This is a genomic window from Caballeronia eucalypticola (assembly GCF_047608185.1).
GTDB lineage: Bacteria > Pseudomonadota > Gammaproteobacteria > Burkholderiales > Burkholderiaceae > Caballeronia.
This window is the reverse complement of record NZ_JBLKRU010000037.1, coordinates 17,026-43,508: the sequence shown is the minus strand read 5'-3', so window position 1 is coordinate 43,508 and position 26,483 is coordinate 17,026. Positions and strand designations below refer to the sequence as shown.

18 protein-coding genes and 1 pseudogene are annotated in these 26,483 nt (G+C 58.8%); 12 read left to right on the top strand and 7 right to left on the bottom strand.

The features are described 5' to 3' along the window. Position 1 precedes the first annotated feature (1 nt). The 7 genes from ACMX25_RS30620 to ACMX25_RS30590 all read left to right on the top strand — a co-directional run bounded on the left by ACMX25_RS30620 (position 2) and on the right by ACMX25_RS30590 (position 9,329). Positions 2–772: an ABC transporter ATP-binding protein gene (locus ACMX25_RS30620; RefSeq protein WP_414953660.1), complete on the top strand. Its 771-nt coding sequence runs from the start codon at positions 2–4 to the stop codon at positions 770–772. 70 nt (positions 773–842) lie between these two features. After that, positions 843–2,093 carry a branched-chain amino acid ABC transporter substrate-binding protein gene (locus ACMX25_RS30615; protein ID WP_414953659.1) on the top strand — a complete coding sequence of 417 codons (1,251 nt, stop codon included), beginning with the start codon at positions 843–845 and terminating at the stop codon, positions 2,091–2,093. Between the two features lie 34 nt (positions 2,094–2,127). Continuing rightward, entirely contained in the window at positions 2,128–3,075 is a 948-nt protein-coding gene (locus ACMX25_RS30610; RefSeq protein ID WP_414953658.1) for a branched-chain amino acid ABC transporter permease, read from the top strand. 11 nt (positions 3,076–3,086) lie between these two features. Beyond that, positions 3,087–4,409 (top strand): branched-chain amino acid ABC transporter permease, encoded by a 1,323-nt coding sequence (locus ACMX25_RS30605; protein ID WP_414953657.1) that lies wholly within the window; start codon positions 3,087–3,089, stop codon positions 4,407–4,409. A 352-nt stretch (positions 4,410–4,761) separates the two neighbouring features. Then, positions 4,762–5,832 carry a porin gene (locus tag ACMX25_RS30600; RefSeq protein ID WP_414953656.1) on the top strand — a complete coding sequence of 357 codons (1,071 nt, stop codon included), beginning with the start codon at positions 4,762–4,764 and terminating at the stop codon, positions 5,830–5,832. A 97-nt stretch (positions 5,833–5,929) separates the two neighbouring features. Continuing rightward, the gene (locus ACMX25_RS30595) at positions 5,930–7,498 is read left to right on the top strand and encodes an amidase family protein (RefSeq protein ID WP_414953655.1); all 1,569 of its coding nucleotides are present in this window, start codon (positions 5,930–5,932) and stop codon (positions 7,496–7,498) included. Between the two features lie 568 nt (positions 7,499–8,066). Continuing rightward, entirely contained in the window at positions 8,067–9,329 is a 1,263-nt protein-coding gene (locus tag ACMX25_RS30590; RefSeq protein WP_414953654.1) for an IS110 family RNA-guided transposase, read from the top strand. A gap of 1,574 nt (positions 9,330–10,903) precedes the next feature. Here ACMX25_RS30590 and ACMX25_RS30585 read toward each other — a convergent pair. Further along, entirely contained in the window at positions 10,904–12,142 is a 1,239-nt protein-coding gene (locus ACMX25_RS30585; RefSeq protein WP_414953653.1) for a dienelactone hydrolase family protein, read from the bottom strand. Positions 12,143–12,836: 694 nt separating this feature from the next. After that, on the bottom strand, positions 12,837–13,796 hold the full coding sequence (locus ACMX25_RS30580) for a LysR family transcriptional regulator (protein ID WP_414953652.1): 960 nt from the start codon (positions 13,794–13,796) through the stop codon (positions 12,837–12,839). A 94-nt stretch (positions 13,797–13,890) separates the two neighbouring features. Between ACMX25_RS30580 and ACMX25_RS30575 the strand changes: the two genes are divergently transcribed. The 4 genes from ACMX25_RS30575 to ACMX25_RS30560 all read left to right on the top strand — a co-directional run bounded on the left by ACMX25_RS30575 (position 13,891) and on the right by ACMX25_RS30560 (position 17,238). After that, positions 13,891–14,646 carry an SDR family oxidoreductase gene (locus ACMX25_RS30575; RefSeq protein WP_414953651.1) on the top strand — a complete coding sequence of 252 codons (756 nt, stop codon included), beginning with the start codon at positions 13,891–13,893 and terminating at the stop codon, positions 14,644–14,646. A gap of 59 nt (positions 14,647–14,705) precedes the next feature. After that, positions 14,706–15,404 (top strand): pirin family protein, encoded by a 699-nt coding sequence (locus tag ACMX25_RS30570; RefSeq protein WP_414953650.1) that lies wholly within the window; start codon positions 14,706–14,708, stop codon positions 15,402–15,404. A 13-nt stretch (positions 15,405–15,417) separates the two neighbouring features. Then, the gene (locus tag ACMX25_RS30565) at positions 15,418–16,437 is read left to right on the top strand and encodes a zinc-binding dehydrogenase (protein ID WP_414953649.1); all 1,020 of its coding nucleotides are present in this window, start codon (positions 15,418–15,420) and stop codon (positions 16,435–16,437) included. A 516-nt stretch (positions 16,438–16,953) separates the two neighbouring features. Next, entirely contained in the window at positions 16,954–17,238 is a 285-nt protein-coding gene (locus ACMX25_RS30560) for a nuclear transport factor 2 family protein (RefSeq protein WP_414953648.1), read from the top strand. Between the two features lie 18 nt (positions 17,239–17,256). On the opposite strand, the pseudogene ACMX25_RS30555 reads toward ACMX25_RS30560, so the two are convergent. The 5 genes and pseudogenes from ACMX25_RS30555 to ACMX25_RS30535 form a co-directional block, all read right to left on the bottom strand. After that, positions 17,257–17,935: pseudogene (locus tag ACMX25_RS30555) on the bottom strand (IS5 family transposase); the annotation flags it as partial. 339 nt (positions 17,936–18,274) lie between these two features. Beyond that, positions 18,275–19,300, bottom strand: coding sequence for an IS110 family RNA-guided transposase (locus tag ACMX25_RS30550; protein WP_414953647.1), 1,026 nt, complete (start codon positions 19,298–19,300; stop codon positions 18,275–18,277). A gap of 153 nt (positions 19,301–19,453) precedes the next feature. After that, positions 19,454–20,908, bottom strand: coding sequence for an efflux transporter outer membrane subunit (locus ACMX25_RS30545; RefSeq protein ID WP_414953646.1), 1,455 nt, complete (start codon positions 20,906–20,908; stop codon positions 19,454–19,456). Continuing rightward, positions 20,901–24,080: an efflux RND transporter permease subunit gene (locus ACMX25_RS30540; protein WP_414953697.1), complete on the bottom strand. Its 3,180-nt coding sequence runs from the start codon at positions 24,078–24,080 to the stop codon at positions 20,901–20,903. The genes ACMX25_RS30545 and ACMX25_RS30540 overlap by 8 nt, the downstream gene beginning before the upstream one ends. Positions 24,081–24,091: 11 nt before the next feature. Beyond that, positions 24,092–25,315 carry an efflux RND transporter periplasmic adaptor subunit gene (locus ACMX25_RS30535; protein ID WP_414953645.1) on the bottom strand — a complete coding sequence of 408 codons (1,224 nt, stop codon included), beginning with the start codon at positions 25,313–25,315 and terminating at the stop codon, positions 24,092–24,094. 581 nt (positions 25,316–25,896) lie between these two features. Between ACMX25_RS30535 and ACMX25_RS30530 the strand changes: the two genes are divergently transcribed. After that, complete coding sequence (locus ACMX25_RS30530; protein WP_414953644.1) at positions 25,897–26,346, top strand: MarR family winged helix-turn-helix transcriptional regulator; 450 nt, start codon at positions 25,897–25,899, stop codon at positions 26,344–26,346. Positions 26,347–26,483: the final 137 nt, after the last annotated feature.

Here is a 26,483-nt window from a genome sequence, read left to right as displayed (position 1 = left end):
CATGAACACACAGATCTTCCCTGGCGGCGCCCGTAACAATACCGCCCGTTCACCGATATTTAGCGCCACGGACATCGTCGCGGGATACGGCCAAAGCCGCGTGTTGCACGGCGCGAGCGTCCACGTGCACGCCGGCGAAACGATCGGTCTGCTTGGACGCAACGGCGTCGGCCGGTCGACACTGTTAAAAGCTATCATGAAGTTGTTGCCGTCCTCAGGCACGCTGCTAATGGACGGCAAGCTGCTCGATACGGCAAAGACCCACGAGATGTCGCAAGCCGGTATTGGCTACGTGCCAGAGAACCGGGCCATCTTCCCCGATCTCACGGTACGGGAAAACCTCTCGGTTGGCTTGCCGCAACGCAGTCGCGGCCATCGCGTAGCGAGCGGCCACGCACCATGGACCGAAGAGGAGTTTCTTGAGCGGTTCCCCAATCTCAAGCGCAGGATCAACGTAGCCGGAGGCGTACTGTCCGGCGGCGAACAGCAGATGTTGACGATCTGCCGCGCGCTGATGGCACAGCCCCGTCTTCTGCTGGTCGACGAACCGACCGAAGGTCTCAGCCTCTCTATGGTCGAGCAAGTCGCGCAGTTATTGAAAGAAATCGCACGGCGTGGCGTCGCTGTCTTGCTCGTAGAACAGAAGCTGACCATCGCACTCGATCTGTGCGACCGCATCAACGTGATGGGACACGGCCGCATCGTGTTCGACGGCCGCGTCAGCGAGTTTAATAGTAGTCCGAATGTACGCGCGGAGTGGCTCGAGGTCTGATCGCGCTTGCGTAATTTAAAGGACGCGGCACCCGGTGTTTGCCAACGTTCGCATTAAGGAGAAGTCAGAGATGTTGAAGAAGATGAGTTCTGCCGTGTTACATGCCGTGCCCGCATGCCTGCTGACCGCAGCGTGTGCCGTCATGGCCGTCCACGCGCATGCGGGGGCTCCCATAAAGGTGATGGTCATCGACCCGCTGTCCGGTCCACAGTCCTCGACAATGGAAGCGTCGGCCAAGAACCTGCAATACGCAGTCAAGCGCGACAACGACGCGGGAGGCGTTCTAGGCTCGAAGATCGATCTTCAAATGTGCGATGACAAGTTCAATCCGAAAGACGGCAAGAATTGTCTGGACCGGGCCATAGGTGACGACGTGCACTTCATCATGCAGGGGATCGGCACCAACGTTACGCTGACGCTTCTCGACGCAATCGAAAAATACAACGCGCGCAATCCCAGCAAGGAAATCGTTCTGATTAATTGGTCCGGTCTCGACGAAGAGATTACCGGCAAGTACTGTTCTTTTTGGCAATTCCGCACCGATGGTCATATTGGCATGAAGATGAAAGCTGCGGTGCTCTCGCTCGATCCGTCGGTCAAGCGCGTCTACCTGATCAACATGGACTACTCGATGGGCCAAAATGCGGATGCGGCGACGCGCCGCCTTCTGAAGCAATATCGGCCAGACATCCAGATCGTCGGCAGTGAGCTGCATCCGCCCAATCGCGTGCAGGATTTCACACCGTACGTCGCCAAGATCAAGCGGGACAATCCGGACGCAATACTCACCGCCAACATCGGCACCGATTTGAACCGCCTGATTCGAGCCGGCAACGATATCGGCCTCAACGCTCGCTGGTACACCGTGCTCGCATCGCAGCACGGTCAAGTCACCGCAATCGGCGAGAAAGGCGTCAACAAGGTGTTTCAGGCGTCTGACTCAATCATGAGCATGGACAATCCGGCGCTCGACACACTGGTGCAACAGTCGCGCGCTGACGGCTACGGCGACTTTGAAAGCGTACGCATTTATCGCGGGTATCTGTTCCTGACCGACGCGATTCGCGATGCGAAGTCGACTCAACCATTAGCGGTTGCAAAAGCCATGGAAAAGACCACAGTTTCGATTGGCGACTACAAGGCAACCATGCGTGCGTCCGATCACCAGGCGCAACTGCCGATGAACCTGTCGGTGGTCAGCGCGAACGCGAAATTCAAGCAAGAAGGCACGCCCTGGGGCTTCAAGATGCTCAAAACATTCCCCGCTGCACAGATGACCGAGCCCACCGACTGCCAAATGAAGCGTCCCGCCGGCGCCTGATTGCAGATGCAAGCCAACCAAGGGATGGAGAGCGATGCAAACCCTCGCACTAGGTATTTTTAACGGCGTCAGTTACGGCATGCTACTTTTTCTGATGGCAGCCGGCCTGACGCTCGTCTTCAGCATGCTGGGCATGCTCAACTTCGCGCACCCCGCGTTCTACATGCTCGGCGCCTATTTCGCCTACACATTCGCACAATTGCTGGGGCTCGGGTACTGGGGCGGTCTCATCGCAGCGCCGCTTTGCTGCGCTCTTCTCGGGGGGCTTGTCGAGCGATTCCTCGTGCGCCGCGTGATCCATTTCGGCCTGCTGGGTCCTTTGCTCCTGACCTTTGGACTCGAGATCGTGATCGTCGAGTCCGTTACGCTGCTCTGGGGAAAGCAGCCCGTGGCTTACGCGATCCCTGCCATGCTCGATTTCCCGCTTTTCTCGCTGTACGGCATCGACTATTCCGCGTATCGGGCGTTCACGCTCGTCATGACCTTGGCAGTACTTGCCCTGCTATACGGCCTGCTCAAAGGTACGCGGATTGGCACGACGGTGCGCGCCTCGCTTTCTCACCCGGAGATTGTCAACGCGCTGGGGCACAACCTGCCGCGCCTGCGCACAAATGTCTTCGCGCTTGGCTCGGCATTGGCCGGACTCGCCGGCGCGCTCTCCGGCAACGTGATCGGCACCGATCCCGGCATGGCGAATCAGTTGGGCGGCATCCTGATGATCGTGATCGTCGTGGGCGGCCTCGGCTCGCTCTCCGGCGCGTTCGTGGCAGCACTTCTGATCGGCGTGCTGCAGACGCTGACGGTGTCGACGCAACTATCGTGGGCAGACCTCCTGCTGCCGTTTCAGCACGTCTTCACAGGTATTGCGACAAGCGATGCTCTCACTCAGTCGGTCAGCCGCTTTGCGCCGCTCGTACCGTTTGCAATTGTCATCGCCGTGTTGGCAGTCCGGCCGCGCGGCCTGATGGGGAACCGCCACTAATGGACTTCAACATGTCGACGATAAAAGGCGAGCGGGGTCCAGTTGCCGCTCAAACGACTCAGCGAAGCGTGCCTCCAGCGGGCGTCGAGCGCTGGAACGCTTACCTGCCACCGCGTCCTAATCGGACGCGGCGCATGGCGGGATGGGGCGCCGCACTTGGCGTGGCGATCATCCTGCCGTTTGTCTTTTCGGGGAGCCTCGGCGTCTCCGTCCTCACGCAGATCTGTATCGCCATTACGTTTGCTCTTGCATATAACATGCTACTAGGGGGAACCGGACTGCTGTCGTTCGGACACGCACTATATTTCGGTGCGGGCGCCTATACGACGGCGCACTTCCTCAATTATTTCGGCGATGTAGTGCCGGTCGTTCTGGTGCCTTTGGTAGGCGGACTCAGCGCGATGGCCATTGGCGCCGTCGTCGCCCTCTTCACCGTGCGCAGCGGCAAGGTTATCTTTGCAATGATCTCGCTTGCCGTGGGGCAATTGGCCTACTCCGCCGCGACTATCATGACCGGATTGTCGGGCGGTGACGAGGGCATCCGACTCGATCCTTCACAGGCAGCCGGGTGGGGAATCGACTTCGGCTCACCACTTGCCATCTATTTTCTTGTCGCGGGCTGGACATGGGTCGCGGCCATCGCGATGTTCTCTCTCACGCGCACGCCGCTTGGCCGCCTAATGAATGCGACACGCGACAATGCGGAACGGATGGAATTCGTCGGCTTTAGTCCGACTGTGATCAGAGGACTGGCGCTAACGCTATCGGCCGGCTTTGCGGGCATTGCCGGCGCGCTATATGCCCTGGCCTTCCAGGTCGTGACACTCGACACACTTGGCCTTCCCCAAAGCACGTATGGCATGCTGCACACATATATAGGTGGCCATACAGTATTCTTTGGTCCGGTCGTGGGTGCGGTGCTTATCACGCTGGTGTCGGCGCATCTGTCCACGTTGACCGAGGCATGGCCTCTTTATCTCGGGGTCTTCTTCGTTACCGTCATTATCACGATGAGGCATGGGCTGACCGGCTCGCTGTCAAACCTGTGGCGCCGAGCGGTAACGGCTTATCAGACCGGGGGCGCCGCTTACGTCGCCAGGCAAGCGGCGCCGAACCTCTTCGGTGGGTTCATCGCCTGCGCCGGATTCATTGCCGGGGTGGAGATGATTCGCTCGCTTACCGAAAGCATAGGTGCTCCTGTCCGTCTGCCCTTTGTCGGCGGCACCGGGTTTGCGCTTGACCCGCGAAACACGGTTCACTGGATTGTCCCGGTGATGCTGCTCGCCGGAGGCCTCGCGACCCTCACAGCCAAGACCCGCGCCGGGCGAGAATAATGGCACTGGCCCTTCGCCCGGCGGGCGAAACGGCCATCACCGTTCATATCGTCGCATTCCGCATCGACAAAATAGTTAGTTTTGCTTGCCTGCTGTAGATATGACAGGCAACAAGCGACACGAAGGTCATGGCATTCAGTCGGCCTCGCCTGGTGTTCCAGATGAGTCCGCGGGAGTGGCATCGGCAAATCTCCAACGAAACCTGATGCCCCACTGCCCCCTCTATTTTTTACCTGCTTCTACCTTTGAATTAAGTAGGATTCCTAATACCAAATAACTAAAGGGCTGGCGCAGAGGTTCGAGTTCATCCGCTTCAACCACAGAAAATAACAGCCACCTAATGGAGACATCAATGAAAAAGACATGCATCGCAGCAATTGTATTGGCCGGATTCGCAGCAACGGGAGCTGACGCACAAAGCTCATTAACGCTTTACGGAATCCTGGATAGTGGCATTCTATACAAGACGCATGTCGGTCCGGGAGGATCAGCGTGGGCGCTTGGAACCGGCGTCGACTCTACCAATCGTTGGGGCTTCATCGGACGCGAGGATCTTGGTAACGGACTGCATGCGACATTTGATCTTGAAAGTGCCTTCCGGATCAGTACTGGCGCTCTGATCAACAGCGGCCAGCCGGCATCCGCCGGAACAGTGCTATTTGATCGCTTCGCCACAGTCGGCCTGAGCAGCGATGTTGCAGGTAGCGTGCTCCTCGGCAGGAACCGCTCGCCGCTGCTGCGCACGCTGGCTCGCTTGGATGTTCAGGGCTACTCGAATTTCGGAACATTGAACACGCTTCTTTACCAGAATCTCTCAGGCTATGACGGTTATCAATATTCGTGGGTTGATAACTCGGTTGAGTATTTAACGCCTGACCTGAATGGATTTCAGGGGTCAGCAATGTACTCCTTCGGCGGTGTCGCCGGGGACATGCAGACCAAGCGCGTAATCTCGCTTGGCGGCACGTATCAAATCGGCACCTTCACAGCCGGCGCAGCATATTTCACTGGCCGGGACGCAACAGGCGCGACTGATTCGACGACGGCCCGGGCCTACACAGTGGGCACCAATTACGGCTGGAAACAGTTCAAGTTCATGCTCGACTTCGCGAACTTCAAGAATCCGCTGCGCAATACGAGCGACAACTTTTATACCGCCGAATTAGCGTACGCCCCCACCGCTTTCTGGACCCTCACCGTGACCTACATGCGGCAGGACGACCGTGTCAACAGTGAACGCAATGCGAACCTCTACAAGCTCGGCGCAAGCTATTTGTTGTCACGCACGACATCGGTCTACTCATTCGCCGGCTATGTGAAGAACGATCGGTTGGCCGCGCTGGGGCTGCAGAATATCGCGCCGACCGGCGTGGTGGGCTCCAACCAACTAGGCATCGCCATCGGTATCCAGCACCTGTTTTAGCGTGTGCCGCATGTGATGTTGCAAGGGCTCGGGATTTCGGATGTTAGACGGTGATACTGGGCATACACTGAAATGTTACGAACTACTAAGGACTGCAATGATTAAAAAAAATGACGGATTGGCGGCTCGTTCATCGCACGCACCTCTGCAGATTGAATCGATCGGTCGACGGGAGTTTGTCAAAGGCGTCGCCGCTGTCGCGCTGACTGGATATGGCCTTACCCCGAAATTATCTCTTGCCGGTGCTGCCAATGCATACGACCTTAGCCTATCCGACGCGGCGCTCGCAATCAAAAATGGCGACATGACTTCCGAGTTCTATACCCAGCAACTGCTCGCTCGCGCTCGCAGCCGCTCCGGACTCAACTCCTTCATCACCATTGACGCTGATTCAGTCCTTGAGGCGGCCCACGCAGCAGACAAGGCTCGTGCGGCCGGTAAAGTATCTCCGCTTCTCGGTGTTCCTGTCGCGGTAAAGGACAGCTATATGACCCGTGGCGTTGCCACTACGTTCGGCTCTGCAGTGGCTGACGGGTTTCTGCCCAAGCAGGACGCAGATGTCGTTACTTCGATCAAGCAAGCCGGCGCTTTGGTCTTTGGAAAAAACAATCTCGTCGAAATGTCTTACGGCCTGACGGGTTTCAATGCCCATCACGGACAGGTAAAGAACCCTTACAATCCAAAACATATAACGGGCGGCTCATCCAGTGGCGCTGCGGCTTCAGTCGCGGCCAGAATTGTCCCTGCGGCGCTAGGCGGTGATACCGTGGGCTCGATCCGTGTTCCGGCTTCGCTTTGCGGCGTAGTGGGATTCAAGCCTACTCCTGGGCGTTGGTCCAGCAATGGGGTCGCACCAATCTCCGAAACACTCGATACAACCGGCGTACTGGCACGCGACGTCGACGACTGTGCGCTGATGGATGCGGTGGTCACCGGAATTTTATTGCCTGTCCAAACCGGCCTGGTCGGTTTGAAAGGAGTCAGACTGGCGTACGCGCCGAGACAATTTCTGACTGGAGCCGACCCTGATGTTGAGGCATTATTTTGGGAGACGCTCAGAAAGCTGAAGGACGCTGGCGCAAGCCTGATCGAAGTAGATTTGGGTTCCGACTTTTCCGCAATCGCGGCGCGAGCAACATGGGGCATTTTCTTTCACGAAACGATGCCGGCGATTTCTGAGTTCATCAAAGACTACGAGGTCCCATTCTCATTCGCACAGTTTTATGAAGGTCTAGGCCCGCAGATCAAGGATCATTGGTCCCAATTCGTGCTTCCGGCCGCGCCAGGTCATCTCTCTGAGGCGGCATATGACGCCATTTTGACTAACGATCGCCCGGAAATGCAGCGACGCTATGCCGAAACTGTATTTGCTCGCGCCGATGCGCTTATCTTTCCCACTACGCTGTGTACCGCGCCGCCGATTGCAAGCCAGTGGAATTTCCCAGTTGCGGGAAAGATGGTCAGCGACGTCTTTCTTTCCAGGAATACTTACCCCGGAAGCTGCGCCGGGCTTCCTGGTGTCAGCCTGCCAATGGGACTGCTATCAAACCAGTTGCCCGTTGGACTCGAAATCGATGCGAATATCGGGCGCGACAGAAGTCTGCTCGAACTTGTGAAGCGAATAGAGCTTGTCATCGGTTGGGGATCCGCCCCACCAATGCTGTGAATCCGGAACACGAAGAAAAAGTCTCGCGAAGGTGGCGCTGCCAGAATTCAGGTATGGAAGCTGGTGCAAAGCAGTCGGCAGCCGTGCACCAGCTCGGCTTCACCATGCGCGTACGATCGCCGCTTCCTGATGGATTATGGGTCCGTTGGTAGCCGACAATACAAGTTCGGCGGTACGACGATATTGAAATATTCGACGTTGCGGCAAGACGTTCGTCTTCGGGTGCCTAGGGTCGTCGGACGCCTGCCCTGATCCGTCGCACGTCAACTCCCCAAACGCCAGCGGGCAGGGGTTGTACGGCCCCCAATATAGATAGTCCGTCCCGCTTTCCGTGATACTGGTCACAGCTGGCAGGTAGCTGCCAGCGAAAGCGGGACATGCACCCGCGGACTACGAATAACGTCCCCAAAACGTTTGACAATTACTCCCTTAGTTTCGGGTCCGCGGGTGCGCTTGCACTCGATAACGAATACTCAGGGTTCGCCGTCACACCGGCTCACTATATTGCCTTCGCTGAACGCAAGCATGCATGCCCCTGTCGGGTAATCTATCACTTGCGGAGGTTCATATGACACCTCTATCGAACCAGCAGTTCACGGCGTACGTCGGCATTGACTGGGCAGATACCAAACACGACATCTGCCTGCAGGCCGCCGGCGACATCAGGCGCGAATTCGACTGCATCCCTCACCAGGTCACGCGCATTGACAAATGGGCAAAGTCGCTACAGCGGCGCTTCGGTGGTCCGATCGCGGTTGCCCTTGAACTGGCGAGGGGGCCGATCGTCGCTGCACTGCAGAAGTACGACTTCTTCGCGTTGTTTCCGATTAACCCGTCGACACCCGCCAAGTGCCGTGCGGCGTTCAAGCCGAGTCGCGCCAAGGACGATCCGACCGACGCGGAACTGGCGCTCGATCTCCTGCTGCGCCATCCCGAGCGGTTTGCCCCGCTCAGGCCGCAGGGCGTTGTCATGCGTTCGCTATTGAGCCTGGTCGAGCAGCGCCGCGACCTGGTCGGTGACCATACCCGGCTGACCAACCGCTTATGTGACACGCTCAAGCAGTATTACGCGCAGGCTCCGGAGTGGTTCGAGGACAGGGACACAATTCTGTTCTGTGATTTCCTGACCTGCTGGCCAACGCTGGCGACCGTCAGGCGTGCCCGCAAGACAACCCTTGAGGCATTCTTCCATGCCCACAACTGCCGCCGCGCCAGGCTGATCGAGATGCGTCTGGAATCAATCCGCGCCGCTACCCCGCTCACCGAAGACCCGGGCATCGTCGCGCCCTGCCGGTTATACGTGCTGGCACTGGGGGAGCAACTGCGCACCGTGCTCACTGCGATCAACCGGTTCGACAGGGAAATCGCTACGGTAGCCGGTACGCTACCCGACTACACCTTGTTCCAGGGCCTACCGGGCGCCGGTCCCCAGTTGGCACCGCGCCTGCTCGCGGCCTTCGGCGAGCAGCGCGAGCGCTTCCACGGGGCGGACGAACTGCAGAAGTATTCCGGCATTGCCCCCGTGACCGAACGCAGCGGCAAGAAGAGCTGGGTGCACTGGCGCTGGCAATGCCCGAAGTTCCTGCGCCAGACGTTCGTCGAATGGGCAGCCCAGACCATCAACAGATCATTCTGGGCTGGCGCTTACTACCGGCAACAACGAGCGAAGGGCAGTTCGCATCAGGCTGCCGTGCGGGCATTGGCGTTCAAGTGGATCCGGATCCTGTACCGGTGCTGGCAGACCAGCACTCCGTACGACGAGACCACTTACCTCAACGCCTTGAGGAAGCGCGGTTCGCCACTCATCAGGAACCTCGGGCTTCCGGGGTAACCCGTTCCGGTCGAAGGTTACGAAGCTCGATTCCGAATCGGGTGCGTTGCCTGCGTTTGACCTGATGTCGCGGGTTGTCCACGGCCGGACGGCGGGTCGCCTCTCACGACCATGACGCTGGCCGGCGGTGGGCAACCCGCCAGGCGGCAGCATGACGTTTGGTCCGACATACGCCGTTTTATGAATGAGCGGCGGGCGATACTCGAGACCACGCGGGGATGTGGGCTGCACGACTCTTTGATAACAAAGGAGATCGTTCGGCTGGCCTGCCCGTGTGTGTCGAACCACGTGCCGGACACCAACTTCCCCCTGAAAAACCTTGACGGACCATCTCAGGGCGTGAGGGAGGATGCCGCGGGGTGCTCCGACATGTCTCAACATCTCAGCGGCGCTAGCGATTTGTTCGGGGGTATGGCGGATATGAACGCAGGTAAATCTTGACCTGGATAAGCCCGATCGCAGCAGCGACACTGCTAAGCGCTGCGGTCACGCCGACTCGGCCGGCTCCAAATCGCCTGTTTAGAAACAAAAATTTAGGTGTCTTAAAGTTTCCAAGCATCTGCAGTCGTGGAGATTGAACGAGCTCGGTATTAGTCGCCAGCCAATATCGCTATGGGGGCTCACATCTCCATTGGATGAACGATAAAAACGCTGGGTGATTCGTCAAGCATCGCAACCGAAACCTTCTCGCTGGTTAAATCCAACGGCAGCAGCTTTGTCAGTCGTGATGGTTGGCGCCGTCTGCTGCCGACGGAGAAGCCTTGGCAGGCCATGCCTGCCTGCGACGGGACGCATCACCTTCTGGCCTGGCGTTGAATGCCGAGGGGAATGCTAACCAATTGCGCAAATGAGCTCAGACGCGCGAACAATCAAAATGCCAGAGTGAAGGAGGACTTGGCCATCGCTCCGGAGCCGTTCGTGCGGGTTGCGATTGTCGAAGAAGCGCCGGTGCTGCTGTCATCCCCTGCTACGCGGCCATGCCGGAACCGGAGCCGTAGCGGCTCTGCCACGCCCGGCACCGTCGGCAGCAGGTGGAGATCGAGCTGACGAACGAACAGCTGCGCGGGCTGCGCGAGGGCATCGACGTGGCTCCGAAGTGAGGTATTTTTCTCGAGTTTAGCGCTTCGAAAAACACCGTCGGCACTGGGGAATCTATGGTTACGCGAATTTCCATACTGAGGACGGACCGTCAAAAGCGAGGACAGTAGGAGGGCATTGGACACATCCTGCTACGCTCCTCGCCAGCACGCTATGTTCGCGAAAATTCGCGCGGAGGCCTCCCTCACCAGTCAGCATTAACGGTGTAATACCGGCCGTTGAGTGCCCGACGAGATGAAAACGTTCTATGTATAAGCGGCTTAGGGGTGCTCTTGCGGTATCGACGAAATGGCACAAATACTGCCGAGATGTCGCGGCATTCCCTGTTGCCCCAGTCTGGCGCGCCATAGCAATGAATGGTCGACCTGAGAACTCAGTGCCATGCAGCGCCTCTGGAATGAAACCGGCGCCTCACGCCCGGCAAGAATGAAAGACAGGGCTTGCCAGATGCACTTCCCCGAGCGTGCCCCTTCGATTCAAAGCGGTTTGCCTTCGCTGCTTGCCCAATTGCGCATGAGCGTATTGGTGGGCAAGGTTTCATCCACCATTTTCTTGGCGGTCTGAATGCCTGCGACAGGTAGCCCGGTCGGATCGAGCACGCCGATTTGTACCAGCACCGAGGCCTGGTCCCAGTAGATATGTTCGTTATAGAGCTTGTCGCCGCGAAAGCAGATGACAGCAAGCATGGGCACTTCGAAGTATTTGCCGGTCGGCGCAAGTCCGGGGAGCAGCCAGTCGATTTCGCGATCGTGCGTCGCGCAGAACACGAATTCATCGACCACGCGGTCCGATCCGATCGTTCGCGACACGGGGATCAGGCGCGTGTCGGCCGGGTTCGAGTCAACAAAATGGTACTTGTAGAAGCGTTTGAGCTGATCGTGGCCGACACCGCCGGTCATCGTCGGCACATGGTTCACATAGGGCTCGCTGACCATCGTGGGCATCACGGAATCGACGTCGCGCGTGACGAACTCGTAGTAGCAGTGCATGTCCCATAGCTGGTTCAAGTCGTAGACCGGACCAAGCACCTTGCGCAGCAGGGCCATGGTGCGCGAATAGGCCATCATCGTGGCGGGTTTGTCGAAGCCTTCGCTCCCGGGTGTGGCGAAGGCGTGAGCGCAGCCCGGGTACACGTACTGTTCGATCTGTGGATGCTTGCCGAGCTCAGCCTGGACCTTTTCAAAGAGTATCGGCGGCGAGAAGCTATCGTTTTCGGCGAAGTGGAACACCATGGGGCAGCGTGCGGTGGCAACTTCGTCGAGGTGGGCGTCTATACCTACGCCGTAGTAGCACACCGCGCAGTCGACATCGGTGCGAGCGGCGGTGAGCATCGCGAGCTTTCCGCCCATGCAATAGCCGATGGTTCCGATTTTGCCAGCGTGTTGCGGCAGTGCTCGCAACGTGGCGATGGTGGCGGCAATATCCTTGACGGCAAGCGCCTCGTCGAAACGGTCATGATACGCAAGCGCCGTTGAGACATCCGCTTCGCTGTAGCTGAGCACCACGCCGGGCAGCATACGCCAGGAGAGATCGGGTACGAGAACCACGTATCCTTCTTCGGCGTAGCGATCGGCCATCGATTTCATGTAGTCGTTTATACCGAAGATTTCCTGCAGCAACACTAGCCCGGGGCCAGATCCCTGGGCCGGCATTGCCAGATAGGCGTTGAATGTGCCGCCGTCCTCGGCGCTTACGTTGATGTACTGCCCGTTCATGATTGGCTTCTCTTGCTAATTAGTGGGGAAAAGCGCGGATCTAGCGCTGTTGCTTTCGATACTAACCAGGATCATGGGTCGTATCCGGTCGAAGAGTAGTCCTCGACGTCCAAAACACTTTACGTGGGCATTTAATCCAAGTGTTGCGGTAGACAAGGTTCAGAGACCGAAAAGACACCTCTAAAAGCTAGCCATTCGAATAGGTGCACGATATGAACTGGGCAAGGATTTGCGGACACCCCCGCGCACATCACGAATCGATTGGAGGAAAACTCGGCACGCGCACTCCCGCACATTCTTGATACGTTCACAGTTGTCCCTGATAAGAACCGCTCCCATGCATTGTTAAGAATGATTATGCGGTTTCGAACCAGAAGGGTTCTCTTTGGTCTTCGGCGATCTCGCGTCCTTCCATGCGATGGCGCGACCAGTCTTGCATCGCTTTGAGGCGTGACGATCGACGACATCACCTTTCCTGCGGAAGAGCCATGAGTTGTCAATAGACATGGGCCATGCAGCGCGGAACCGATTCAACGGGTAACTAATTCGCCGCTGTTCGTCAGATGACCGCGCATGGGGAATGGCACTGCGCGGAGTCCGCGCGACAACCGCGATTATTTGATCTGGCTGAACGAGGAAAACGCACTGAAAACCGTTGAGGATCATGATTGCGCGATCGAATCCCGCGCGATGCTCAGCTGATATTCGGCGTGAAAGTATCGCCGTTAGCCCCATACGCTCCCGGCCAGCGCCATTCGGCCGAGCTGAGGCGTTCGGTCAGAAAATCGGAGAGCGCCTCGATTTTGGCAGGGCGTGTGCGCGCCGATGGCGTCACGAAATATACGCCGCCCCGCGGCAGGGTCCAATCTGGAAGGATCGCTTCCATTCGACCGTCACGCAGGTATTCCCCTGCGATGAATTCCGGCAGCTCGGCAATGGCAAGGCCGGCAAGAATGGTGGGGACCAGGGCGTCTGCATTAGTGACGCGCAGCGGCCCGGTGGGCGTGATCACTATCTCGTCCCCCGCGTCATTGCCGAACCGCCAGACATCGCTACGCGCACGATAGGCATAGCCGAGGCAATCGTGCTGCTCCAGGTCGTGAGGATGCCGGGGCCGACCATGTTGTTGCAGGTAACTTGGTGCAGCAACGACGAAAGGTGACACCGCGCATATTCGTCTGGCGACCAGCGACGAATCGGGCAAGACCGCGATCCTGAGCGCCGCATCGAAGCCTTGCCCGACCAGATCAACCGTCGCGTCTGAAAGGTGAAGATCGATCGAGATCTCGGGATAGGCCCGAAAGAAGTCCGGCAGGATGGGAGCGACCCAGCGCAACCCGAACGACATGGGCACCGCCAAGCGGATCAGACCGCGCGGTTGCGCTGACAATTCACGCGCAGCACCCTCCGCGTCCTCCGCGTCGCGGTAGATGCGGCTTGCAGCTTCAGCGACCGTAACCCCGAACTCCGTGAGCGCCAATTGCCGCGATGTGCGGTTCAAGAGCCGTGCACCCAAGCGTGCTTCCAGTCGGCTCACGCCACGCGATACCGTCGCCACGGACAAGCCCATTGCTCGCGCGGCCGCCGCGAAGGAACGCTCCTCAGTCACCTTGGCGAACATCGCCAATCCTTCGAAATCCGGCATTTTCGACATCGACAATTTTGCAATGATAGTTTGCAATCAATTCTATTTCGGATGGGAAGAAATGTCGATATCTTGGTTGTACCCCAACAATCAAGGAAATCTCATGTCACGCAAGCTCGAAGGAAAAATCGCCATCGTCACGGGTGGAACGACCGGCATCGGCCTTGCAGCCGCTAAGGCCTTCGTGGCCGAAGGCGCGTACGTGTTCGTCACAGGCCGTCGCCAGGCCGAATTGGACGCGGCGGTTGCGGCTATCGGCACGAACGTCGTCGGCATTCAGGCGGATTCGGCCAAGATGAGCGACCTGGATCAGCTGTTCGAAGCGGTCAAGGCGAAAAAGGGCCATATCGACGTATTGTTCGCCAACGCGGGCGGCGGTTCGATGCTACCGCTCGGTGCAATCACCGAAGAGCAGTTCGACGACACATTCGACCGGAACGTGAAGGGTGTTCTCTTTACCGTGCAGAAAGCGCTGCCGCTGCTCGCCAAGGGCGCATCGGTGATCGTTACCAGCTCGACCACCAGCATTTCCGGTACCCCGAATTTCAGCGTCTACAGCGCTTCCAAGGCCGCCGTGCGCAATCTGGTGCGTAGTTGGATTCTCGACGTCAAGGACCGTGGCATCCGCTTCAACGCCATCAGCCCCGGTGCCACCCGCACGCCCGGTTTGCTTGACCTGGCCGGCCAAGACCCCGCTCAGCGGCAAGGCTTGGTCGACTACCTGGCCAGCACCATCCCTCTCGGCCGCGTGGCTGAGCCGGAAGAAATCGCCAAGGTCGTGTTGTTCCTCGCGTCCGACGATGCGAGCTTCGTCAACGGTGCCGAACTCTTCGTGGACGGCGGCGCCGCTCAGGTCTGAGCCTCTCTCTGGCTGCGGGTGTGTCAGATCGTGCAGCTCTCCTTTGGAGGTTCTGGACCATGATCGAGCATCGGCCCTTTCACGCCCTGGGCGGCGCAAAGACCGACTGGCTGAATGCCAAGCTGCACTTCTCCTTCGCCGGCATGGGGCGGCCTGAGCATCGCCCGCTGGGCGCTTTGCGCGTCTGGAACGACGATGAATTTGCACCGTCCTCCGGCTTTGCGCTCCACCCACACGAGAACGTCGAAATCGTCACCTTCGTTCGGGAAGGCGCGATCACGCATGGGGACAGCTTGGGCAACCAGGGCAGAATCGCCGCCGGAGAGATACAGGTCATGAGCGCAGGGACCGGCATTCGTCATTCGGAATTCAACGCCGAAACGACGACCACTAGCCTCTTTCAAATCTGGCTCGAGCCGCAAACACAAGGCGGTGAGCCGAGGTGGAGCAGTGGCCGTTTTCCTCACGGCGAGCGTGCTGGCCAACTCGTGACGCTGGCCAGCGGAGATCCCGCTGACGCCGATGCGCTAATCATCAACACCGAGGCGCGAGTGCTCGGTGCGGCCCTCAAAGCCGGTGAAACAATCGTGCTGCCCTTGCCGCAGGGCCGGCGTATGTATGCCGTCTCGACCAAGGGCCGAATCGATATTCAAGGATGGCTCCTGGCTCCCCGCGATGGCGCGGCCATTTCCGACGAATCCGACATCACCATTACCGCGCTCGACGCCACTGAAATCGTGTTCGTCGAAGTGCCCTGAACAGGAATACCCCATGCGTACCATCCTTTACCGCAGCTATGGCAAACCCACCAAGGTGCTTGAACTCGTGGACGTTCCCGATCTGGCCGGCCCCGACGCAAACGAAGTGCTGATCCGCGTCCTGAGCCGGCCGATCCATCCCGGCGATCTGCTCGGGGTCGAGGGCCGCTACCGTGCTCCTAGTGATATGTCCAACGTCGCTCCTGGCGGCAATCGGCCGGGCTTTGAGGGCATGGGGATTGTCGAGGCCATCGGCAGCGCCGTCGATGCCCGTGCGGGCCTCTCTGTCGGCGTGCGGGTGGCGTTCTTCCCCGGCCGCTGGGCCTGGGGTGAGCGGGTCGTCGTGGCGGCCTCTTTCGTGACGGTATTGCCTGCCGATGTGCCGGACGACATCGCGGCGCAGTTGCACGTTAATCCGTTGACCGCGGCCATGCTGGTCAGGGCGGCCGAAGCGGCCGGCCTCGATGGCGAGGGAGTGGCAGTGGTCACGGCGGCAGCTTCTGGCGTCGCCAAACTGGTGACGGCGCTTGCCCATCAGCGCGGCCTAGCTGTGATCGGCCTGGTCCGAACTCAGGCGGCCGTCGCCGATCAAAACACAGGCCAACGCGACGGACCGGTTGTGTCTACCGCTGACGCCGGCTGGCAAGACCGTGTTCGGGATGCAGCCAAGGGCAAGCCGATACGCGCCGTGCTGGATTGCGTCGGCGGCGACCTTGCCAGCGATTTGCTGGTCATGCTCGGGAGCGGCGGCACGTTCATTTCCTACGGAGATCTGTCCGGCGAACCGCTGCGCGCCACGGCCTTATCGTTCTCCGTGCGCAACCTGCACATTCACGGCATGTCAGTCGGAGGCTGGACGAGTCTGCCCGAAGACCTGCGAGCCCAAGACATTCGTGCCGCAATCCTGCTCGCGCAACGCGAGCCGGCGCTATTCCATGTAGCGGCGTCCTATGACCTGGCCGACGTTACCCGGGCGGTCGAGCATGCACAGCGGGCGGGAAAGGGAGGCTCCGTGCTGCTGACCTCGCACTGACCCGTTCGGTACGTGACTGCTCCCGTCCAATTGGCGGGAGCAGTCGAGAATGTCGATTTTAATAGGATAACTTACTGATCCGATGGAACTTCATTTCAGCCAATCGGTGTAGCTGTGTCTTCCAGGACGAGCGACTCGAAGTCCGACTTCATTTGATCGGGCTGGAGACAGTGGCTTCCAGTATCTCAGCTGATAAGCTCCGCGTGCTCGCATGCACGTACGAGCGTTGTCGTTTCCACCATCTCGGAGAGCGCCGACATCGACTTGCGTCTCTTTGCCCGACTCGCTCTCCGGGCGGCAGCCTACCCACCCGATCGAGATATGAGCGTAACCGGCCATAAAAGCAAACTGAACGCGCCCTCCGACTTTGCAACGTCCGGTCCGAGAAACGCCATCACACATCCGTTCCTGCGTGGTCATGGTGGTTGACCGGCACGTACAGGTGTACAAACTTCGAGAACGCCTCATCGTTGCCGGACTCGATGAGCTTGTCGAGCGCGTTGCACGCGGACGCGATTGGATCAAATTCTGGGGTCGCATAAGCAGTTTCGCGAGGCAGCAATCGGATTTCATATTGCGGTCGTGTCCGCGCATATCACGCGGGGATACGGCACGATCGAGTGGATCATGAGTAGTACCGATACAGCGGTATTCGGAACTGGCAAGCCGTTTTCGGTGAGGGGCGTAAGCATTGTTGAGGTTCGAAATGGCAAAATCAATAGCATTTCTGACTACTACGACGCGGCCACCATAATGCGACAGGTTGGTGCGCTACCCGCTGCGGACCCAACGAAACATTAGTCAAGCTCATTAATGACGCCCGGGTAAATTGGACTTCCAGGTTCGATCAAAGCAGGAGGGTGTCGCGCCTTCACTCGGCGGAATCGATGGCGCCGCGCCCAGCGATCACCTTATGGCACTGCTTTGTATCATATCCACCGTCACCGCCTATCGTGTCGATGAGCTCATCGGCAGGAATCTGGGCTAACAAGCCGGATAACGCGCTGGCGTTATCGACATCTTAATGCGTCATCAGCACGGCTCGTATCATGCCATTCTTTGAGTCCAGCCCCAGGTGGACCTTACTCCACGTGCGCCGCTTGGAGTAGCCATGCTTGCGCAACTTCCATTTAACTTCGCCGCAGAGCTTCGCGACCGTACTATCGACGTTGAAATGAATCGGGTCGCTGCTCTACATCCCGTGAGACCTCACTTTGTAGTCCCTGTGCACGGCGACTTAGCGTCGTATAGTTGGGCACAGACAGGCCGCGACTGCGCGTTCACGGAGACTTTGCGCAAAGCCCTGGGCGGCTCGCAGCGTCAGGTGATAGACATGCTTAAGCGTGAGCGTAGCTTGAATCAGCGCCTCCAGGTCTGCCGCGCTTGACAGGCCTCACTTCGCTCTCACTCATGAATGCGCCTTCGTCGATCCACGCGGTCAAGCTGCTCGTGCGCTTAACCCTGCGTTGGACTCCGACCAGTTCCTGATCCGGTAGATCTCTTTAGGCTCGCGGCCCTTGCGTTAGTCCCTGCGGAAGCTCCCGCCATATATCGAGAATCTGCGGAGTTCCTTCCCAAGTTAATCTATGGTCACCCCCATTTTTGCAACACTGATTTTGATGGGTAGATGGCTAGCACAAATCTATCCGGCGTCTTGGTGAGGATCGCTCCTCGCGCCACGATGAGAATCGCGCCTGCGGTCCTGATAACAGCTGCAGCTTCAAAAAGCTCGTTAACTTGTCAGGGTTTCCGCAAGGCCGTTTTGCCGTTTACGTCATCAATTATCAGCGGTCGCAAAACCAGATGGTTGGTTACGTTAAGTAATAACAACGGTCCGTCATAGCACCGGAGCGGACCGCTGACTTTCGAATACCGTGTTGCAGCTCACGATTGCCCATGCAATTCGTGCCAGTTTGCTGGCTAGAGCACACGCGACCACGCTGGAATGTCGCCGTGTAAGCAGCGTGCGGACCCAATCGGCCACGCGCCCTGACTGCTTGTCCAGCCGAAGCATAAATGCTCGGGCGCACTGAACCAGCAGGTAGCGAATATTCTTGTCGCCTCGCTTGGAAATTCCGAGCAAATTTGCTTTGCCGCCTGTACTGAATTGCCTCGGGACCAGCCCCACCGCGGCGGCGAAGTCTCGGCCGTGTCGATACTGCTTTCCGTCACCAAGTTCCGATGCGAGCAGGCTGGCCGTTAGTGGACCAACACCAGGAATCGTCAATAAGCGTTGCCCGATTGGGTCCTCGGCCAGTTGCCGATCGAGTTCTTTTTCAATCTCGCCGATCTGCTCGGTGAGGTATTTGAAGTGTGCGTGCAAGCGTTCAAGGATCGCAACGAGGCGCGGCGGCAACTGATGTTCAGCCAGCACTACCGATAGGCGTTTCACAACAGCGTGGCCCACAGGAAGGCTCACGCCAAATTCAAGCAGAAATCCGTGCATCTGGTTGGTAGTGCTTACTCGATCACGGACCAAGGCTTGGCGAACCCGATGCAGGGCAGCAAGCGTTTGTTGTGATTCGGTCTTCGGCGTCACAAACCTCATTGACGGTCGAGCAGCCGCTTCACAAATAGCCTCAGCGTCGACGAAATCGTTTTTGTTGCTCTTAACAAATGGGCGCACAAACTGTGGAGATATCAGCTTAACCACATGGTTGAACTCACTGAGCTTACGAGCCATCCAATGTGCACCAGCGCAGGCCTCCATGGCCACGGTGCAACTGTGAAACGTAGCTATGAACTCGATCAACTGCTTCCGTGAAAGTTTCTTGCGAAACACCGCTTTGCCGGCTTTGTCTTGCCCGTGTAGGTGAAAAAAGTGCTTACCCAGATCGATCCCAACTAACGTGACGTTTTGCATGGCGATGGCCTCCGGTCGAAATTCTTTCCAGCCTACTCGCTAAGAGGCGGGGGTGACCATCCCATTACAGAGGCAGTCCCACGACCGTTGCGCTTAAACTTCCCCCTGCAGCGATCACTTTTTGCAACAACGCCACAGCGAGGGGCCGAATCTTCATTTTTGGTTCATCTGCCATGCGACTGTTTCTTCGCGCAGTGGCATATGCTGTGGCCAGCCGCCAGCCAGCGCCTTGTATAGGGCAATAGCCGTCAAAGCGCTGCGGGTGCGGCCGTCGGCGAAGCCGTCCTGAGCCTGCAGTTCGACACGTTCGGCATCGAGCACTTCATAGAGCCCGATCGTGCCGGCCTGGAACTGCGTTCTCGCCAATTGAGCGGCCCGGGTGCTGTCGGCGGCGGCACGTTCGAGGTGCTCGTCCTCCCGGCGCGTGTTCATGGAACGGACCAACGCATTTTCGGTATCCTCGAGTGCCAGCAAGACGGTCTGCTGGTATTGCGCAAGCAGACCAGACGCGTCGGCATTGCTCGCCGCGATGCGCGCCCGGACCCGGCCGACATCAAGAAACGACCAGTCCACACCAAGCGCAACCAGGCTGGTTTCACTTCCACTAGTGAACATCCCACCGAAGGCAAAACTGCCTATCATTCCCTGTAAGGTCAGACGCGGAAACAAATCGGCTGTTGCCACCCCTACGCGTGCGGTAGCCGCATGCAGACGCTGCTCTGCCGCCGCGACGTCGGGCCGGCGGCGCAGCACGTCGGCGGGTGTGTCCGGACCGATTCGGGCCGGTAGCGCGGGCAATGAGCCGGGAATATCGAGTTCCGCAATGAATGCTCCCGGCGCGCGTCCGGTCAGAACGGCAAGCCGGTGCTCGTCCACGGCAATCTGCGCCTCGAGCACGGGCACGCGTGACGCCGTGGATTCGTATTGAGCCTGCGCTCGCGCGGTATCGAAATCGGCATCGCGGCCGGCGTTCATACGCGCGTTGACAATACGCAACGTCTCAAGTTGATTGTCGGCATTACCGCGGGCTACACGCAAGCGCTCCTGAGCACCACGCAAGTGAACGTAGGCGCTTGCAACGTCGCCGACCATGCTGATCTGCAGTGCCTGCAGGTCACTGGATCGCGCCGCCGTTTCCGCGCGCTGCGCCTCGACGTTGCGGCGCACCCGGCCCCACAGGTCCAGCTCCCAACTGGCATTTGCGCTCACGCTGTAGACATCGGCGCTGCGCGGGAAGCCGTAGGCCTGATCCTGGCTCACGCGTTGATGGCCGACCTCTCCACCGGCGGTGATGGTCGGAAAGCGATCGAACTTGGCCTCGCGTAGCAGCGCATTGCCACTGTCGTAACGGGCCAAGGCGACGCGCAAATCGTTGTTGGTCCCGAGCGCCCGCTCGATCAGGGCGCTCAGTTTCGGATCGTTGAAACTGTTCCAGAACTCGGTATCTCCCACGGGCGCATTCGCAGCGCTCCCGGTGCCCGATTCGGCGCGGGCAAAATGCTCGGGCGTCGCTATCGATATGGCCGGCCGTTGATAGTCCGGCCCGACCGCACAAGCGGCAAGGGTGCTCGTGAGCAGTACGGTGGTCGCGAGTCCGCGCTTATACATGATCGAACTCCGGTTGGCTTTGTTCATGTGGCATCGGCTTGCCTTTTTCGCGGCGGGTGGCCAGCTTGCGCAACGTCACGTAGAACACAGGGGTCAGGAACAGGCCGAACAAGGTCACACCGAGCATGCCAGCGAAGACGGTGATGCCCGTGGCGTGACGCACCTCGCTGCCAGCGCCATGCCCCAGCAACAACGGCACCGATCCCGCGATAAAGGCGATCGAGGTCATCACGATCGGGCGCAGGCGAAGGCGGCACGCTTCGAGCGCGGCGTCGACGATACCCTTGCCTTGAATCTCCAGCTCGCGGGCAAATTCGACGATCAGGATCGCGTTCTTGCACGCCAAGCCCATCAGCACGACCAGACCGACTTGCACGAACACGTTGTTGTCGCCACCGGTAAGCCACACTCCGAGCAAAGCCGAGCACATGCAGACCGGCACGATCAGGATGACCGCCAGCGGCAAAGTCCAGCTCTCATACAAGGCCGCGAGTACGAGAAATGCCAGCATCACGGCCAACGGGAACACGACCGCCGCCGCATTGCTCTGGGTCACTTGCTGATAACTCAGGTCAGTCCATTCGAGCTTGATGCCAGGAGGTAGGACGCGCCCGGCGATCTCCGTCAGCTTCGTGATCACCTGCGCCGATGAGAGCACTTTCGGATCGGAGTCGCCGATCACATCGGCGGCAGGATATCCGTTGTAACGAATCACCGGATCGGGCCCGAAGCTCGGCACGATCGTCACCATCGCACCAATCGGCACCATCTCTCCGCGCACGTTGCGCGTGCGCAGCTTGCCGATGTCCGCCGCCTGCTGGCGAAAGGGGGTATCGGCCTGCGCCATGACCCGATACACGCGCCCGAACATATTGAAGTCGTTGATATAGGTCGACCCTAGATAGGTTTGCAGGGTGTCGAACAGATCGGTCAACGTTACGCCCTGTGCCTTGGCTTTGACGCGATCAACCTGCACCTCGAGTTGCGGGATATTCGACTGGTAGGCGCTGACGGGAAACGTCATGCCGGGGGTTTTCGCGATCTCGGCCTGGAACGCGTTCAGCGCATCCTGCAAGGCGCCATAGCCAAGTCCGGCGCGATCCTCCAGGTATAGCGAGTAGCCTGAGCCGTTACCGAGCCCTTGAATAGGCGGCGGCAGCAGTGCGAAGGCGAAACCGTCCCTGATCGCGGCGAACTTCGCGTTGAGCTCAGCGTTGATCTCCGCCGCGCTGCGATTGCGTTCATCGAACGGCCTGAGGATGATATAGCTCGCCGTGGTATTGGGCGTATTCACCCACTGCAACGCGTTGAAGCCGGCATAGGCAGCCACGACGTCGACGCCCTCGACGCTACGCGCAATCTCTCCCATCTGGCGCGTGACCTCAACGGTACGGCCGAGCGAGGCGCCTTCGGGCAGCTTGGCGCCGCCAAAGAGATAAAGCTTGTCCTGCGTCGGGATGAAGCCGCCAGGTACCGTCTGAAACAGTAAGGCAGTGGCCAGCAACAGGCCCGCATACACAACGAACACCAGGCCGCGGCGACCGAAACTGCGTGCTACCGCGCCTTGATAATTTCCGGCACTGCGTTGAAAGAAGCGGTTAAACGGACGGAACAGCCAGCCAAACGCGCCTTCAATAGCCCGCGCTAGTCCATCCTTGGGCGCATTGTGGCCTCTGAGCAGCTTCGCGGCCAACGCCGGCGATAATGTCAACGAGTTGACAGCCGAGATCACCGTCGATATCGCGATCGTCACGGCGAACTGCTTGTAGAACTGGCCGGTCACGCCGGTAAGAAAGGCCATCGGCACGAAGACCGCGCACAGCACTAGCGCGATCGCGATGATCGGGCCCGATACTTCGCGCATCGCCCGATGCGCCGCCTCGCGCGGACTCAAGCCCTGCCCGATGTACCGCTCGACGTTTTCCACCACGACGATCGCATCGTCCACCACGATCCCGATTGCCAGCACAAGGCCGAACAAGGTCAGTGTATTGATCGAATAGCCGAGCAGGTACAAGAAAGCGAACGTACCGATCACCGAGACCGGCACCGCTATCAACGGAATCAATGAGGCACGCCAGGTCTGCAGGAACAGGATCACGACCAGCACGACCAGTATCACCGCCTCGATCAGCGTGTGCTCCACGGCGCGGATCGACTCGCGCACGAATACGGTCGGATCCCATACTGCGCGGTAGACGATGCCGGGCGGGAAGTTCTTGGAGACCTCGTCAAGCTTTGCATAGACCGCATCGGCCACTTGCAGTGCGTTGGCGCCCGGAGAAAGAAAGATACCCACCATCGACGCATTCTGCTTATCCTCGAATACGCGCATGGTGTAGTCGCCGGCGCCAAGCTGTACTCTGGCCACGTCGGCAAGACGGACGACCTCGCCATCCGCCCCGCTCTTGATCACGATATTACGAAATTCCTCTTCGGTGCGCAGACGCCCGCGCACGTTGATAGAAACGAGCAGATCCGTGGTCTTTGGTGACGGCTCGGCGCCGAGTTGCCCAGCCGAGACCTGCACATTCTGTTCGCGCACCGCGTTGAGGATGTCGGAAGTAGTCAGATTACGCGACGCAAGTTTGTCCGGATCGAGCCAGATACGCATGGCGTAATCGCCCGAGCCATACAGCGCAACGTCGCCGATCCCATTCAGACGCGACAGTTCATCCTTGACATGCAAGGTCAGGTAGTTCCGCAGATACATCGAATCGTAGCGATTATCGGACGAAGACAGACCCACATACATCAGCGGCGTCGCCGACTGCTTTTGCGTACTCACACCATATTGACGCACCGCTTCCGGCAGCCTGGTCAGCGCCTGGCTTACGCGGTTTTGCACGCGCACGGCTGCTGAATCGGGATCGACGCCAGGAACAAAGGTCACGACTACACGGAGGCCACCATCGGAACTGGCAACCGACTTCATGTACATGATGCCTTCGACGCCATTGATCGCCTCTTCCAAAGGCGTCGCCACCGACTCAGCGATTTCCTTCGGATTCGCGCCCGGATAGTTCGCACGCACTACCACGCTCGGGGGCACCACTTCGGGATATTCGCTCACCGGAAGCAAGGGCATCGCGATCAGGCCGAGGGCAAAGATGATGATCGACAACACCACTGCGAAGATCGGGCGGTCGATGAAGAACTTCGAGAAATCTATGGAGGGGGTTTTCATTTCTCGGCCATCCCGGACTCGGACAACGTCGTAGTCAACACATTCATCGGGATTTCCGTGGGGGCTACAGGGGCGCCCGGAAAATATATCCGCTGCATGCCTGCGACGATCACCTTGTCGCCTGCCACGAGGCCCGCCTGAACCACGCGCAGGCCGTCGCTCATGCCCCCGAGTTCGACGTCCTTGCGCAGCGCCTTGTTGTCGGGACCGAGCACGTAGACATACTTGCGGTTCTGGTCGGTCAGCACGGCCTTGTCGTTGATCAGGATCACCTGGGTTTCACTCCCACCCGCGTATTCCACGCGGGCATACAGGCCAGGCGTAAAGACGCGGTCGGCATTGCTCAGTCTGGCGCGCGCCTGAATGGTGCCGGTAGCAGGGTTGACTTGATTGTCGATGAAGTCGACCGTGCCCACGTGTGAGAAATCCGCTTCGTCGGCAAGACCAACCCGCACCTTGAGCGCGGCGGCGCTGCCTTTACGCTGGCGTGCCTGTGCGCCGTAGCGCAGATAGCTGTGTTCGTCGGGATCGAAATAAACGTACACTGGGTCTTGGGAAACCATCGATGTCAGCAAGGTTTGATCGGCAACAGCCAGGTTGCCGATCGTCAGCATGGCTCGGCTCACGCGGCCCGCAATCGGCGCCCGCACTTCGGTGAATTCCAGATTCAGCTTGGCGACGGTGACAGCAGCTCGCGCATCACGCACGTCGGCCTCGCTTTGCATGTAGTTGGCATGACGCGTTTCCGCCTCTTCCCTGGACGTGGCACTGGCCTGCAGGAGTGTCCTCGCGCGCAGGTCTTGCGCCTGGGCAAGCGTGGCGGTGGCGCGGACGCGATCGAGCCTGGCAATTGCGCCATCCAGCGCGGCACGGTATGGACGCGGATCGATAGCGAACAAGAGATCGCCCCGTCGCACCTCGTCACCTTCCTTGTAGGCGATGCGCTGTACATAGCCGCTGATACGGGGTCGGATTTCCACCGATTCGATGGCATGGATGCGTCCGTTGAACTCGTCCCACAGTGTCACTTTCCTTGAAAGCACAGCAGCAACATCAACTTTCGCGGGAGGCGCGCCGGCTGCGGCCAGGCACTCGTCCTGCCAACCGGCGAGAAGAAACGTAAACGCGAGAAGTCCCCCGAACAAAAGGCGGTACGAACGTGGGGTGACAGACAGCGGTTTCCCCCGCGCTGTCAAAGGGCGGGCGGGAAACACTTTCATAGCGTCATTCCTTTGATCGGTCATGGTTCTGCGCACAGTGGATGTGACCGTGCCAGCGCGGCAGCCGCCTGCACTGATGGACCTGAGAGCGGTGTGAAGCAGGAACGGGAGATGCCAACCGGTAGCCTTGCATCACGGTGAGGCGTAATGATCGATGACACCAGCCTTCCCGCGGAAGAGCCATGAGTTGTCAATAGACATAGGCCATGCACTGAGGATCCGATTCGACGGGTGACTTATTTGCCGCTGTTCGTCAAATGACCGCGCACGGAGGATGACACCGCACGGAATGCATGCGACAATTTATAAAGATTAACTATTAATTCAGCATCCTAATTAAATTCTTTCCCGATCACATCACTTCCGGAAACAGTTCGACGCAAGGTCGGAGAGAACTGGGAAAAATATGGCTTTGACCCGCTGTCGTTCGATCAAGTAATTACCAGACGCGCCGTGCATAAAGCTCTTTTAAAATCACCTAAGATAGTTTGCGGTAGCTGATACGGACCGGACGACCTCTGTGCTCGATTTAGAGAGCCGCTCCTACGCCAGGAACAACTTTCACTTCGAACAAAATAATTATGAGCACATCCGCAGCACTTGGACTGCCATCGGGCGAGTACTATGCGATGACAAATCTAGTCCGGACGAGAGATCGCCAGCTATCCGCGAGACTCGCGTTCTTAGGACTGACGCTCCCTGAATGGCGTGCGCTCCGAGTCCTTTGCAGCTTTGGGACCGACATACCGATGAGTGCGCTGATGGCGCACTCGCAGAATGATCGATCCGCGCTTGGACGGACCGTGGACCGTCTTGTCGATCGCGGATTGGTAGAGCGAATGCCTGATCCGCAGGATAAGCGGGCGGTCTATCTTCGACGAAGGCCTGCGGCCAATGAGGTCTTCGAACGCGCTTTCGTTCTCGCAGCCGAATTGGATGAAAAATTGATGGCTCCGCTCTCTAACAGCGAGCGGCAAACCCTAGGAAGATCGCTAGAGAAACTCGAGGGCATTGTTGGCAAGGACGTGTAAAAGGCCAAAATATATCGTTACAAAATCGACCGTTGGCCGACATGATTCTGCTCATTAAGATTGATAGGTCGAAGGGAGGGGTTCAGCTCAAATTCATTTTTTCGCCCGCCTCTCGGACGATCACGGATCGTCGGATT

What these genes read in the sequence shown, in the direction of transcription:
- ACMX25_RS30580 (WP_414953652.1), bottom strand. Translation starts at nt 13,796, where the DNA reads ATGTCGAAAATGCCGGATTTCGAAGGATTGGCGATGTTCGCCAAGGTG.
- ACMX25_RS30590 (WP_414953654.1), top strand. Translation starts at nt 8,067, where the DNA reads ATGACACCTCTATCGAACCAGCAGTTCACGGCGTACGTCGGCATTGAC.
- ACMX25_RS30600 (WP_414953656.1), top strand. Translation starts at nt 4,762, where the DNA reads ATGAAAAAGACATGCATCGCAGCAATTGTATTGGCCGGATTCGCAGCA.
- ACMX25_RS30535 (WP_414953645.1), bottom strand. Translation starts at nt 25,315, where the DNA reads ATGAAAGTGTTTCCCGCCCGCCCTTTGACAGCGCGGGGGAAACCGCTG.
- ACMX25_RS30575 (WP_414953651.1), top strand. Translation starts at nt 13,891, where the DNA reads ATGTCACGCAAGCTCGAAGGAAAAATCGCCATCGTCACGGGTGGAACG.
- ACMX25_RS30550 (WP_414953647.1), bottom strand. Translation starts at nt 19,300, where the DNA reads ATGCAAAACGTCACGTTAGTTGGGATCGATCTGGGTAAGCACTTTTTT.
- ACMX25_RS30585 (WP_414953653.1), bottom strand. Translation starts at nt 12,142, where the DNA reads ATGAACGGGCAGTACATCAACGTAAGCGCCGAGGACGGCGGCACATTC.
- ACMX25_RS30530 (WP_414953644.1), top strand. Translation starts at nt 25,897, where the DNA reads ATGAGCACATCCGCAGCACTTGGACTGCCATCGGGCGAGTACTATGCG.
- ACMX25_RS30615 (WP_414953659.1), top strand. Translation starts at nt 843, where the DNA reads ATGTTGAAGAAGATGAGTTCTGCCGTGTTACATGCCGTGCCCGCATGC.
- ACMX25_RS30595 (WP_414953655.1), top strand. Translation starts at nt 5,930, where the DNA reads ATGATTAAAAAAAATGACGGATTGGCGGCTCGTTCATCGCACGCACCT.
- ACMX25_RS30545 (WP_414953646.1), bottom strand. Translation starts at nt 20,908, where the DNA reads ATGTATAAGCGCGGACTCGCGACCACCGTACTGCTCACGAGCACCCTT.
- ACMX25_RS30605 (WP_414953657.1), top strand. Translation starts at nt 3,087, where the DNA reads ATGTCGACGATAAAAGGCGAGCGGGGTCCAGTTGCCGCTCAAACGACT.
- ACMX25_RS30565 (WP_414953649.1), top strand. Translation starts at nt 15,418, where the DNA reads ATGCGTACCATCCTTTACCGCAGCTATGGCAAACCCACCAAGGTGCTT.
- ACMX25_RS30610 (WP_414953658.1), top strand. Translation starts at nt 2,128, where the DNA reads ATGCAAACCCTCGCACTAGGTATTTTTAACGGCGTCAGTTACGGCATG.
- ACMX25_RS30620 (WP_414953660.1), top strand. Translation starts at nt 2, where the DNA reads ATGAACACACAGATCTTCCCTGGCGGCGCCCGTAACAATACCGCCCGT.
- ACMX25_RS30570 (WP_414953650.1), top strand. Translation starts at nt 14,706, where the DNA reads ATGATCGAGCATCGGCCCTTTCACGCCCTGGGCGGCGCAAAGACCGAC.